The 12,264-nt window shown below is 73.8% G+C and carries 11 protein-coding genes and 1 pseudogene; 10 read left to right on the top strand and 2 right to left on the bottom strand.

The window, feature by feature from the left end:
- From QQX13_RS10730 to QQX13_RS10685, 10 genes and pseudogenes are all read left to right on the top strand, one after another.
- A pseudogene (locus tag QQX13_RS10730) lies at nucleotides 1-991 on the top strand (hypothetical protein); the annotation flags it as partial.
- Between the two features lie 45 nt (nucleotides 992-1,036).
- Nucleotides 1,037-2,041, top strand: a complete 1,005-nt coding sequence (locus tag QQX13_RS10725) for an HAD-IIA family hydrolase (RefSeq protein WP_301153392.1) — start codon at nucleotides 1,037-1,039, stop codon at nucleotides 2,039-2,041.
- 9 nt (nucleotides 2,042-2,050) lie between these two features.
- Nucleotides 2,051-2,224: a hypothetical protein gene (locus tag QQX13_RS10720; protein ID WP_301121691.1), complete on the top strand. Its 174-nt coding sequence runs from the start codon at nucleotides 2,051-2,053 to the stop codon at nucleotides 2,222-2,224.
- Between the two features lies 1 nt (nucleotide 2,225).
- Nucleotides 2,226-3,044 (top strand): TlyA family RNA methyltransferase, encoded by an 819-nt coding sequence (locus tag QQX13_RS10715; RefSeq protein WP_301153390.1) that lies wholly within the window; start codon nucleotides 2,226-2,228, stop codon nucleotides 3,042-3,044.
- Nucleotides 3,041-3,907, top strand: a complete 867-nt coding sequence (locus QQX13_RS10710; protein WP_301121687.1) for an NAD kinase — start codon at nucleotides 3,041-3,043, stop codon at nucleotides 3,905-3,907. Before QQX13_RS10715 ends, QQX13_RS10710 begins: the two co-directional genes overlap by 4 nt.
- Nucleotides 3,907-5,589 (top strand): DNA repair protein RecN, encoded by a 1,683-nt coding sequence (gene recN / locus QQX13_RS10705; RefSeq protein WP_301153388.1) that lies wholly within the window; start codon nucleotides 3,907-3,909, stop codon nucleotides 5,587-5,589. Before QQX13_RS10710 ends, recN begins: the two co-directional genes overlap by 1 nt.
- A 5-nt stretch (nucleotides 5,590-5,594) precedes the next feature.
- A complete protein-coding gene (steA, locus tag QQX13_RS10700; protein ID WP_301121683.1) occupies nucleotides 5,595-6,716 on the top strand; it encodes a putative cytokinetic ring protein SteA in 1,122 nt (373 codons plus the stop codon).
- Nucleotides 6,713-7,621, top strand: coding sequence for a copper transporter (locus QQX13_RS10695; protein WP_301121681.1), 909 nt, complete (start codon nucleotides 6,713-6,715; stop codon nucleotides 7,619-7,621). Before steA ends, QQX13_RS10695 begins: the two co-directional genes overlap by 4 nt.
- Nucleotides 7,622-7,653: 32 nt before the next feature.
- Nucleotides 7,654-9,336 (top strand): CTP synthase, encoded by a 1,683-nt coding sequence (gene pyrG / locus QQX13_RS10690; RefSeq protein WP_301121679.1) that lies wholly within the window; start codon nucleotides 7,654-7,656, stop codon nucleotides 9,334-9,336.
- Nucleotides 9,333-9,992, top strand: coding sequence for an NUDIX domain-containing protein (locus QQX13_RS10685; RefSeq protein ID WP_301121677.1), 660 nt, complete (start codon nucleotides 9,333-9,335; stop codon nucleotides 9,990-9,992). Before pyrG ends, QQX13_RS10685 begins: the two co-directional genes overlap by 4 nt.
- 17 nt (nucleotides 9,993-10,009) lie before the next feature.
- Here the strand turns inward: QQX13_RS10685 and ilvA are convergent, their stop codons facing one another.
- Nucleotides 10,010-11,239, bottom strand: coding sequence for a threonine ammonia-lyase (ilvA, locus tag QQX13_RS10680; RefSeq protein ID WP_301121675.1), 1,230 nt, complete (start codon nucleotides 11,237-11,239; stop codon nucleotides 10,010-10,012).
- Nucleotides 11,236-12,156, bottom strand: coding sequence for a COX15/CtaA family protein (locus QQX13_RS10675; RefSeq protein WP_301153387.1), 921 nt, complete (start codon nucleotides 12,154-12,156; stop codon nucleotides 11,236-11,238). The genes ilvA and QQX13_RS10675 overlap by 4 nt, the downstream gene beginning before the upstream one ends.
- Between the last annotated feature and the right edge of the window lie 108 nt (nucleotides 12,157-12,264).

Genomic DNA, 12,264 nt, shown 5'->3' with positions numbered 1-12,264 from the left:
CCGTGGCCCGCGTCGTGATGGTGACCGTCCGCAGCGCCCGTCGCGCCCGTACGACGGCGATCGTCCGCGACGCTCGTTCGATGGTGACCGTCGCCCCCAGCGTGATGGTGAGCGTCGGTACGACAACGACCGCGGCCCCCGCCGCGACGGCGACCGCTACGACCGCGGCGACCGCGGTGACCGTGGGCAGCGCGCGTACCCCGGTCGCGCGGGCCGTCCGGAGCGCGCCGGTCGTGACCGCGAGGAGGAGAGGCCGCCGCGCGTCGGCGCCATCCCCCTCACACAGGCGGAGTACCTCGAGGCGCCGGAGATCCCGGAGGAGGTCACCTACAACCAGCTCGACCGCACGGTCCGTGCGCGCCTGCGTACCCTCAGCAAGGACAACGCGGAGGACGTGGGACGCCACCTCATCATGGCGGGCAACCTGCTGGACATCGACCCCGAGCTCGCGTACCGGCATGCTCAGGTCGCGGCCGCGCGCGGCGGCCGCGTCGACGTGGTCCGCGAGGCCGCCGCGCTGACGGCGTACGCGACGGGACGCTACGCGGAGGCGTTGCGCGAGTTCCGGACCGTGCGCAGGCTGGGCGGCTCCAACGAGCACCTGCCCCTCATGGCCGACTGCGAGCGCGGGCTCGGGCGCCCCGAGCGAGCTCTGGCGATCGCGCAGGAGCCCGAGGCGCGGACCCTCGACAAGATGGGCCGCATCGAGCTCGAGATCGTCATCGCGGGTGCGCGCCTCGACATGGGGGACGCCGACGCCGCGCGCCTGATCCTGTCCCGGCTCGAGACCGCCGATGCGGAGCTCCGCGCGCGCATCGACCACGCGATGGTCGACGTGCTGCGTGCGCTCGGTCGCGACGAGGAGGCGGACGCCCTCGAGGCTGCGATCCCCGAGCCCGTCGAGGAGGTCGAGGAGGAGGATGTGGTGCTGTACGACACGGCCGAGCTCCCCGACCCGGACGCCGACGAGGACGCCGACGACGAGCGTTGACCCCGGTCCCTCCGGACCGACGCACCTGAGCTGAGGAGAGCACCCATGACCGCATCGGACCTGCTGGGCACCGACGTCCCGCTGCAGGAGGCCTTCGACGTCGCGCTCGTCGACCTCGATGGGGTCGCCTACAAGGGCGCGCACGCGATCCCGGGAGCGGCCGAGGGCCTGGCGGCGGCCAGGACGGCGGGCATGGGCGTGCTGTTCGTCACCAACAACGCGTCACGCGAGCCTGAGACGGTCGCCGACCACCTGACGGACCTGGGCATCCCGTGCGCGCCGCAGGAGGTGATGACCGCCGCGCAGGCGGGTGCCGAGCTCCTCACCGACCACGTCCCCGGGGGCGCGGCGGTGCTGGTCGTCGGCGGCGCGGGGCTGCGCACGGCCGTCGCGGCGAAGGGCTACCGGCTCGTCGAGCATGCCGACGACCAGCCGGCGGCCGTGATCCAGGGATTCGCCCCGGAGCTCGGCTGGGCGCAGCTGGCCGAGGCGACGTACGCGATCCGCGCGGGTGCGCGCTTCTTCGCCACCAACCTCGACCTGACGCTTCCGACCGAGCGCGGGTTCGCGCCCGGCAACGGTTCCCTGGTGGCGGCGGTGCGGACCGCGACGGGGGTGGACCCGCTCTCGGCGGGCAAGCCCGAGCCCGCCATGTTCCACCTGGCGGCGCGCAAGGCGGGGGCGGAGCGGCCGATGATGATCGGCGACCGTCTCGACACCGACCTGCGCGGGGCCCGCGCCGCCGGCATGCCCGGTCTGCTGGTCCTCACCGGGGTCTCGCAGGTCAGCGACGCCCTCGCGGCACCGCGAGAAGACCGTCCGGCGTTCATCGGACGGGACCTCGGCTGCCTGGCCGAGGTGCACCCGGCCCCCGAGCTGGTGGACCACTGGTGGCATGTCGGCGATGCCCGGGCGCGGGTGACGGAGGGTCAGCTCGTCGTCGACGGCGGCAGCCCGCTGGATCGCGTCCGCGCGGCCTGCGCGGCGACCTGGGAGGCGATCGACTCGGGTGCGCGCGTGAGTTTTGAGACGCTTCCGCACCTCGGGTAGCCTCGCTCCATGGCTGACATCAACGAGTCGCGTGAGTCGCTTGGCCAGGTCGAGTACCCGGCGGAGGTGCGCGAGGCCCTGAAGGCAGTGACGGAGCTGCCGGACGACCTCGAGCAGCAGGCCGAGTTCTTCGACAAGGTCCAGGAGGCGCTGTCGACGCGCCTGCGGGACGAGCAGAGCTGACGTGCGTCTGGACCGCGCGCTCGTGGCGCGCGGCCTGGTTCAGTCGCGCACGCGTGCGCAGGAGCTGATCGCCGACGGCGCGGTCCGGGTCGACGGCGTCGTCGTCTCGAAGGCCTCCACGGTCGTGGGCGACGATGCGGCGATCGAGGTGCGCGGAGACGACGCCTACGTCTCCCGTGCGGCGTACAAGCTGATCGGCGCGCTCGACGCGTGTCCCGAGCTGGAGCTCGAGGGGCGGGTCGCGCTGGACGTCGGGGCGTCGACGGGGGGCTTCACCCAGGTCCTGCTCGAGCGTGGCGCGGCGCGGGTCCACGCCGTCGACGTCGGCCACGGGCAGCTCGCACGGTCCATCGCCGACGATCCGCGCGTGATCGCACGCGAGGGCCTGAACGCCCGGGAGCTCGCTCTCGTTGATCTGGGAGAACGTCCCGACCTGGTCGTCGCCGACGTCTCGTTCATCTCGCTGACGCTGCTCATCGCGCCGATCCTGGATGTGGTCGCCGACGGCGCGGACCTGCTGCTGATGGTGAAGCCGCAGTTCGAGGTGGGGCGCGAGCGCCTCGGACGCGGGGGAGTGGTGTCCCGGGCGGACGACCGTGCCCTGGCGGTCGCCCAGGTGGCCGCCGCCATGCGCGGGGCCGGCCTCGTGGTCCACCGGATCGCGGCGTCGACGCTGCCGGGGCCGAGCGGCAACGTGGAGTTCTTCATCTGGGGGTCGCGGACGTGGCAGGCTAGGGACGGCGGCCGCGACCGGCCGCCTGCCTTGGACGATGCCGAGGTGCGGGCAGCGATCGAGACGGAGACAGGAGGCACAGCGTGAGTCGCCGGATCCTGATCGTGCCCAACCCGCATCGTCCCGAGACGCTCGAGGCGGCGACCGTCGCCAAGGCCGCCCTGCGGGAGACGGGGGTGGGCGTCTGCGCCGACTTCCACGCCGACACCGACGAGCCGATCGACGCCGCGCTCGTGCTCGGCGGCGACGGGACGATGCTGCACGCGGCGGACATGACGCGCGGTACCGGCATCCCGCTGCTCGGGGTGAACCTGGGGAGGGTGGGATTCCTCGCCGAGCTCGAGCGTGACGATGTCGCGACGGCGGCGGTGCGTCTCGCCGAGGGCGACTACTCGGTCGAGGAGCGCGGCACGATCGACGTGGTGGTCACCGAGCGCGACGGCGGGGTCAGCACCGGGTGGGCGCTCAACGAGGCGACGATCGAGCGCGCCAACCTGCGCACCACGGTCGAGGTCGGGCTCGACATCGATGGACGGCCCTTGTCCACCTTCGGCTGCGACGGCGTGGTGATCGCCACCTCCACCGGCTCGACCGCGCATGCCTTCAGCGCGGGTGGTCCGGTGCTCTGGCCCGAGGTGGACGCCCTGCTGGTCGTCCCCCTGGCGGCACACGCGCTGTTCGCGCGCCCGCTCGTGATCGGCCCGTCCTCGAGCGTGACGGTGGAGATCCTGGAACGGTCGGCGAGCACGGCGCAGGTGGTGCTCGACGGCGCCCGGGCGATCGACGTCGCCCGCGGCGGTCGGGTCGAGGTGCGTCGAGGCGCGGAGCCGGTCCGCCTCGCCCGCATGCTCGACGCCCCGTTCAGCGAGCGCCTGGTGAAGAAGTTCTCCCTGCCCGTCGACGGCTTCCGCGGGACCCGCGACGTCGAGGGATGGGCCGCGGGGATCTGATGCTGCGCGAGCTCGCGATCGAGAACCTGGGTGTGATCGAGTCGGCCCGCATCGACCTCGGACCCGGCCTCACCTGCGTGACGGGGGAGACCGGAGCGGGCAAGACCATGGTGCTGACCGGGCTCGGGCTGATCCTCGGGTCCAGGTCCGTCCCCGCGACGGTCCGCACGGGCGCCGCCGCGGCGCTCGCCGAGGCGATCGTCGACGTGGCGCCCGGGAGCTGGCCCGCGGAGCGCCTCGAGGAGGCGGGCGCGGCGCTCGACGACGACGGCACCGTGATCGTCAGCAGGAGCGTGGGCGCCTCGACGCGGTCGCGCACCGTCGTGGGCGGGAGGACGGTGCCGCAGGCGGTGCTCGCGGAGGTCGCCGCGCACTGGGTCACCGTGCACGGCCAGAGCGACCAGGCGCGGCTGCGCTCCTCCGCGGAGCAGCGCGCGATCCTCGACGAGTACGCGGATCATGCGGACCTGCTCGACTCCTACGCGGCCGCATGGCGCCGCTGGCGGGATGCTCGCGACGCTCTCGAGCGGATGGAGTCCGGCGCCGAGCAGGCCCGCCTCGAGGCGGCGCGGATGCGCGACGATCTCGCGGCGATCGACGAGGTCGCGCCCGAGGCAGGCGAGGACCAGGCGCTCAAGGACCAGATCGAGGTGCTCGAGAACGCGGAGTCCGTCCGCACGGGCGTCGCCGCCGCGCGCGAGGCCATCGACGGCGACGGCGAGACCACCCTCGTCATCGCCGCGGAGGCGGCGCGGCGCGCGCTCGGCGAGGCCGCGCGCCACGACCGTGCCCTCGCGGACCTCGAGAACCGGCTGGCCGACGTGGCCTACGGCGCCGCCGACGTCGCGCAGGAGCTCGCGTCCTATCTCGACCGGATGGACGCGGACCCGTCGCGTCTCGACGAGCTCCAGCAGCGTCGTGCGGCGCTCGGCTCGCTCATGCGGCGCATCGGCGCGGATCTCGATGGCGTGCTGGCCTACCGCGACCGCGCCGCGGCCGCGGTCGCCGAGGACGACTCGTGGGACGAGCACCTGGCTGCGCGTCGCGGCGACGAGCGCGCCGCGGCGGCCGAGGTCGAGCGGCTCGCCGACGCGCTGTCCGCGAGCCGTCGCGCCGGCGCCGACCGCCTGGCCGCCGACGTGAACGCCGAGCTCGCGGGGCTCGCGATGCCCGACGCGTCGTTCGCCGTCGAGGTCGATCGTGCGGAGCTGCGCCGCTCGGGCGCGGACGAGGTCCGGATGACCCTCGCCTCCCATCCGGGAGCGCCCGCGCGGCCGGTGGCGCTGGCGGCGTCGGGAGGCGAGCTGTCCCGCATCATGCTCGCGTTGGAGGTGTCCCTCGCCCGGCACGCCGCCGCGCCCGGCCACACGTTCGTGTTCGACGAGGTCGACGCCGGGGTCGGCGGGCGCGCGGCGGTGGCCGTCGGACGGCGCCTCGCGGAGCTCGCTCGGACCCATCAGGTGCTGGTCGTCACCCACCTCGCGCAGGTGGCCGCGCACGCCGACCGTCACGTCGTGGTGGCGAAGGCCACGGACGGCGCGATCACGCGCGCCCAGGTGCGCGAGGTGGCCGGCGATGCCCGCGTCGAGGAGCTCGCGCGGCTCCTCTCGGGACACGAGGACTCGAAGACCGCACTCGCCCACGCGCGTGAGCTGTGGGAGGCCTCCCGCGTGGCACCATAGCCGCCATGACACCCCTCCCGACCGTCAGCGGGACCGCGCGTGTGGACTCCTCCCCGCTCGCCCTCGCGCGCAGGCTCCGCCAGGGCGACGTCGCGATCATCGATGCGCTCGACCTCGACCGGCGGGCCGCCCAGGCGCTGCTCGCGCGGCAGCCGGCCGCCGTCGTGAACGCCCAGGCGTCTCTGTCGGGCAGGCTCCCGCACACCGGTTCGCTCGTGCTGCTCGAGGCGGGGATCCCCGTCGTGGACGCCGTGGGCGAGGAGGTCCTCGCGTTCCATGAGGGCGACCGGGTGACCATCGAGGGCGGTCGGGTGACGGCGGGTGACACGGCCCTCGAGGGCAACCGGCTCACCTCCGAGGCCGCGCACGAGCTGCGGGCGGCGGCCGCCGCCGACCTCCCTGTCCACGTCGGCGCCTTCGCGGCGAACACGCTCGAGGTGCTCGCCCGCGAGTCCGCTCTGCTGCTCGACGGCACGGGCCTTCCTGAGCTGCGGCTGCCGGTCGCCGGCCGCGCCGTCGTGGTGGTGGCGCCCGGCTTCGCCGGCGACCCCGTCCTCAGCCGCTTCGCCCGGGAACGGCGGCCGCTGGTGATCGGGATCGGGGAGGGCGCCGACGCCGCGCGCGCCGCCGGCCTCGCCCCGCGCATCGTGCTCGGGGACATCGACACCGTGGCCGAGGACACCCTGGCACGGGCCAACCAGGTGATCATCCACGACCCCCGGGGCCACGATGCCGGGCGCGCGAGGGCGCAGGCGATCGGCCTCACCCATGACACCTCCGACGCGGGCATCGCGAGCGAGGACCTGGCGATCCTGGCAGCCCACGCGGCCGGCGCGACGGTGATCGTGGTCGCCGGCGGCCGGACGGGGCTCCTCGACCACGTCGAGGACCGCACCGGCGACGCCGCGGGGGCCCTGCTCGCGCGCCTCGCGGCCTCGGGAACCGTGGTGGACGCGGACGTGCTCGGACCCCTGTACCGGCACCGCTACTCGGCCGTCGCCGCCTGGGGCCCGCTCGTGCTCGCCACGGTCGCGCTCGTGCTCGCAGCCTGGGGCACCCCGGAGGGCCACGATGCGATGACCGGCGCGTGGGAATGGCTCAGCGGGCTGCTGGAGGGAGCACGATGAGGGACGGCAGGACCGTCGCCCTGCTCGCCGGCGCCGGGGTCGCGCTGCTCGCGATCGGAGTCGTGCTCGGGTCGGGCCCGCTGCGCGCGGCGCTGCTCGGCGACGTGGGCGATGAGATCGACACCCTGCAGGCGCAGATCGAGGTCGAGGCCGCGGCACGCGCGGATGCCGAGGCCGCGGCGCAGGCCGCCGTCGCGTACGTCGACGGCGCCGCGCCCGCGCTGCTCGCGGACCGGCTGGCGGGGGCGGCCGTGCTCATCGTGACCGTGCCCGGAGCCGACGGCGACCTCGCCGCGGGTGTCGCGAACCGGATCGTCCAGGCCGGGGGACAGGTCGCGGGCGAGGTCGCCCTCACCGACGAGTGGGCCGCGACGGAGACCACGACGTTCCGCGAGGCGCTCGCCGAGCAGCTCGCCCCGACGGTGATCGGCGAGGCGGAGGGCGACGTCGAGGCGCTGCTCGCGCACGCGTTCGTCCAGGGTTCCACGGGGGGAGCCGCACCGTCGGCGGCCGACCCCGCTGAGGTGGCGGCGATCGGCACCGACCGCGGCGAGGTGCTCTGGTCCCTCCTGGTGCAGGCGGGCCTGGCAGACGGCGCGGCGGCGCAACGCGCAGATGCGGTGGTGATGATCGGCGGCAGCGACGCCGGGACGCTCGGGGTCCTCGCGGACGCGTTCGCGCAGTACGACGCCCCGGTGATCCTGGCGGGGTCGCCGGGCCAGACCGCCCCGTACGCGGGCTCGCTCGACGTCGCGACCGTCGCCGGCGACGAGTGGACCATGGGGTCGGTCACGGTCGCCGCGGTGATCTCGGAGAGCCTGTTCGGAGCGGTCCCGCACTACGGCCCGGGCGAGGTTCCCGGAATCCTCAGCGCGTCAGCCGTTCCGACCGGGACCGCGGGCTGATAGGCTTGAAGCCCGTGGAGCGAACGCGATTTATGTCCGGCACGGACCATGTCACCAAGCACATCTTCGTCACCGGAGGAGTCGTCTCCTCCCTGGGGAAGGGCCTGACGGCTTCCAGCCTCGGTCGACTTCTCCGCTCGCGCGGCCTGCGGGTGACCATGCAGAAGCTGGACCCGTATCTCAACGTGGACCCCGGCACCATGAACCCGTTCCAGCACGGCGAGGTCTTCGTGACCGACGACGGTGCCGAGACCGACCTCGACATCGGCCACTACGAGCGGTTCCTCGACGTCAAGCTCTCCGCGAGCTCCAACGTCACCACCGGTCAGGTGTACTCGCAGGTCATCGCGAAGGAGCGCCGCGGCGAGTACCTGGGCGACACCGTGCAGGTCATCCCGCACATCACGGACGAGATCAAGCGCCGCATGCGCGAGCAGGCGGGCCAGTCGGTCGACGTCATCATCACCGAGATCGGCGGCACCGTCGGCGACATCGAGTCCCAGCCGTTCCTCGAGGCCGCGCGCCAGGTCCGCCACGACGTCGGACGCGACCACGTGTTCTTCCTGCACGTCTCGCTCGTGCCGTTCATCGGCCCGTCGGGAGAGCAGAAGACCAAGCCGACCCAGCACTCGGTGGCCGCGCTGCGCAGCATCGGCATCCAGCCGGACGCCCTGGTCCTCCGCTCCGACCGCGAGGTGCCCTCGTCGGTCAAGAACAAGGTCGCGCTCATGTGCGACGTCGAGCCGCAGGCCGTCGTCAACGCCGTCGACGCGCCCAGCATCTACGACATCCCCAAGGTGCTCCACGCCGAGGGCCTCGACGCCTACGTGGTGCGTCGCCTCGACCTGCCCTTCCACGACGTCGAGTGGGGTGCCTGGAACGACGTCCTCAAGCGCGTCCACAAGCCCGCCAACGAGGTCGAGGTCGCCCTGGTGGGCAAGTACATCGACCTGCCCGACGCGTACCTCTCGGTGAGCGAGGCGCTCCGCGCCGGCGGCTTCCACCACAACGCCCGGGTGCGCATCCGCTGGGTCGCGTCCGACCGCTGCCAGACGCCCGAGGGGGCGCAGGAGGCCCTCGGCGGGGTCGACTGCGTGCTGGTGCCGGGAGGCTTCGGCATCCGCGGCGTCGACGGCAAGATCGGCGCGCTGCGGTGGGCCCGCGAGAACAAGGTGCCCACGCTCGGCATCTGCCTCGGCATGCAGACCATGGTGATGGAGTACGCGCGCAACGTGCTCGGCCTCGAGGGCGCGTCGAGCTCGGAGTTCGACCCGGAGACCCCGCATCCCGTGGTCGCGACCATGGAGGAGCAGCTCGAGATCGTCGAGGGCAAGGGCGACCTGGGCGGCACCATGCGCCTCGGTGAGTACCAGGCGGTCCTCAAGGAGGGCTCCGTCGTGGCGCAGACGTACGGCACGTCCACCGTCGGCGAGCGCCACCGTCACCGCTACGAGGTCAACAACGCGTACCGCGCGCAGCTCGAGGAGGCCGGCCTCATCGTCTGCGGCGAGAGCCCCGACCGTTCGCTGGTCGAGTTCGTCGAGCTCCCCGCCGACGTGCACCCGTACTACGTCGCCACCCAGGCGCACCCCGAGTTCCTGTCGCGCCCCACCAAGGCGCACCCGCTGTTCGCAGGGCTCGTCGGCGCCGCGCTGGCGCGTCAGCAGGCGGCGGCCCAGGACGCCGAGCCGGCGACGGAGGCCGCGAGCGCGTGACCTCCGACGCGCACGTGCCGCTCGCGGACGCGGCAGCGCCGCGCCCGATCCTGGCCCGGGAACCCCGGTTCGACGGCAAGGTCTGGGACGTCGTCAGCGACCAGGTGGACCTCGACCACACCGTGGTGACGCGCGACTTCGTGCAGCACACCGGCGCGGTGGTGATCGTGGCGCTCAACCACCGCGACGAGCTGTACCTGGTGCGTCAGTACCGCCACCCCGTCGGCGTCGAATGCTGGGAGCCGCCCGCCGGGCTGCTCGACGGCGTCGGGGAGACACCGGTCGAGGCCGCCGCTCGGGAGCTGCACGAGGAGGCCGACCTCACCGCGGAGACCTGGCATGTGCTCGCCGACTACTACCCGTCCGCGGGAGGCAGCTCGGAGGGCGTGCGGGTGTTCCTCGCGCGCGACCTCGCGGCGGTGCCCGACGAGGAGCGTCACGAGCGGTCCGAGGAGGAGCGCGACATGGTCGGCGACTGGGTGGCGCTCGACGACATCCTCGCCGCGATCGCCGCGGGTGGCGTGCATGCGTCCTCGCTGCTCGTCGGGGCGATGGCCGCGGACCAGGCGCGGAGGTCGGGCTGGTCGACGCTCCGGCCCGCGGACTCCCCCTGGCTGCTCGCTCCGGAGGACCGCCGCCGCGGCGGCTCGCTCTAGCCCGCCGCCCGCGCGGCTCAGTCCCCGGCGACCTCGGGGGTGAAGCCGGACGCCGTCAACGCGTCCAGGACCTCCTGCTGGTGGTTCGGCCCCCGCGTCTCCACGGAGACCTGGAGCACCACCGAGTTCAGCGCGAGGCCCAGGTCGTGCCGGGTGTGCAGCACCTCCGTCACGTTCGCGCCCACCCGGGCGAGCAGCTCGGACACCGCCGCGAGCTGACCGGGCCGGTCCGGCAGCGGGATCCGCAGCGTCATGTAGCGGCCCGAGGCGACCAGGCCGTGGGCGACGATCCGCTGCAGCAGCAGCGGGTCGATGTTGCCCCCGGAGACCAGCGCGACGGTCGGGCCGGACGCCTCGATCAGCCCGGCGAGGATCGCCGCGACGGGCGCGGCGCCCGCGGGCTCGACCACCAGCTTGGTGCGCTCGAGCAGGGTCAGCACGGCGCGGGCGAGGTCGTCCTCGCCCACGGTGAGCACCTGGTCGACCAGGTCGCGGACGATCGGGAAGGTGTGCGCGCCCGGACGCGCGACCGCGATCCCGTCGGCGATCGTCGGCGTGCGCTCGACGGTGACCGGGTGCCCGGCGGCGAGCGACGGAGGGAACGCGGCCGTCGCGGCGGCCTGGACGCCGATCACACGGATGGTCCGTCCCTCGAGCGCCGCGCGTGCCTTGGCGGCGACGGCGATCCCGGCGATGAGGCCGCCGCCGCCGATCGGTACGACGATGGTCTCCACGTCGGGAACGTCGTCGAGGATCTCGAGGCCGATCGTGCCCTGGCCGGCGATGACGTCGGGGTGGTCGAACGGGTGGATCATCACCGCGCCCGTGCGCTCCGCGTGCTCCTGTGCGAGCGCGAGGCAGTCGTCCACGATCGCGCCCTCGGTCACCACGGTGGCCCCGTAGCCCTTGGTCGCGAGCAGCTTGGGCACCGGGGCGCCCAGCGGCATGAAGATGGTCGCCTCGACCCCCAGCTGCTGGGCGGCGAACGCCACGCCCTGCGCGTGGTTGCCGGCCGACGCGGCCACGACGCCGCGGGCACGCTCCTCCGGGGTCAGCCGCGACAGCCGGTAGGTCGCCCCCCGCAGCTTGAACGAGCCGGTCCGCTGCAGGTTCTCGAGCTTCATGTACGTGGGCACGCCGAGGAGGCCCGTGAGGTACGAGGCCTGGTCGACCGGCGTGTGCTGCGCCACGCCGTCGAGGACGCGCGCGGCCTCGCGCACGTGGTCGAGCGTGACCTCGTGGCTCATGCCGGGGTCCGGTCCGCCCGGGTGAGGAGGTGGAAGGCAGAGTGCGCCGCGGTGAGGATCGCCGCGCCGGCCAGGTGGACACCGACGATGATCTCCGGCAGGCCGGTGAAGTACTGGACGTAGCCGATCACACCCTGCGCGAGCGTCACGACGGCGAGGACCACCCAGGCCTTGCGGACCGAATCGCGATCGCCCACGGAACGGTCGCGTCGGACGCGCCAGATCAGGAACGCGAGCAGCGCCACGAACGCCCACACGCTCAGCGCGTGGGCGCGCGCGATCAGCGCCGGATCGAGGCCGAGCCTCTCGGTGGCGTCCGCGTCGCCGGAATGCGGGCCCGCGCCCGTGGTGAGCGTCCCGAGCGTCAGCAGCACGCCGAGCAGGACGGTGAGCAGGCGGCGCGGCCACACCAGCGGGGCGCCCGCGCGACGCGGCGCGTTCCGGTAGCGCAGCGCGAGCCAGACCGCGTTCCACACGAGCACCGCTGACAGCAGGAAGTGCGGCATGACCGTGAGCGGATTGAGGCCGGTGAGCACGGTGATGCCCCCGAGGACCGCCTGTCCGAGGACGCCGAGGACGGGCACGAGCGCCCACCACCGCAGCGCGGGTCGAGTCCGCCAGACCGCCACGGCGAGCGCCACGGCCACCACCAGCAGGATCCCGGTGAGCGTGCGGTTGCCGAACTCGATGTACGGATGGATCCCCGCCTCGGGGTGCGCGACCGGCGTGAACTGGCCCGGCTCGCACTGCGGCCAGGTCGAGCAGCCGAGGCCCGATCCGGTGAGCCGGACCGCGCCGCCGGTGACGATGATCCCGCCTTGCGTCAGGATGTTCGCCAGCGTGAGCGCACGCGTCACGCGGTAGCCGGTTCCCCGGCTCTCGACGGTGGGCGCGGGGGAGGTGGTCTCGCTCGTCACGCCGACCAGTCTAGGGCGGGACGATGCGGTGCCAGGCGCGCGCCGCGGACGGCCTTCGGTAAGGCTTCCCTTGCTTGCAGGGAATGCTTTAAGCAACGACAATGTTTG

Source organism: Demequina lignilytica (assembly GCF_030418375.1).
Lineage (GTDB): Bacteria > Actinomycetota > Actinomycetes > Actinomycetales > Demequinaceae > Demequina > Demequina lignilytica.
The sequence above is the reverse complement of the archived record's forward strand: the minus strand, read 5'-3'. Positions and strand labels throughout refer to the sequence as shown.

Coding starts and splice junctions, on each gene's coding strand:
- QQX13_RS10725 (WP_301153392.1), top strand. CDS start 1,037: ATGACCGCATCGGACCTGCTGGGCACCGACGTCCCGCTGCAGGAGGCC.
- QQX13_RS10720 (WP_301121691.1), top strand. CDS start 2,051: ATGGCTGACATCAACGAGTCGCGTGAGTCGCTTGGCCAGGTCGAGTAC.
- recN (WP_301153388.1), top strand. CDS start 3,907: ATGCTGCGCGAGCTCGCGATCGAGAACCTGGGTGTGATCGAGTCGGCC.
- steA (WP_301121683.1), top strand. CDS start 5,595: ATGACACCCCTCCCGACCGTCAGCGGGACCGCGCGTGTGGACTCCTCC.
- QQX13_RS10695 (WP_301121681.1), top strand. CDS start 6,713: ATGAGGGACGGCAGGACCGTCGCCCTGCTCGCCGGCGCCGGGGTCGCG.
- pyrG (WP_301121679.1), top strand. CDS start 7,654: ATGTCCGGCACGGACCATGTCACCAAGCACATCTTCGTCACCGGAGGA.
- ilvA (WP_301121675.1), bottom strand. CDS start 11,239: ATGAGCCACGAGGTCACGCTCGACCACGTGCGCGAGGCCGCGCGCGTC.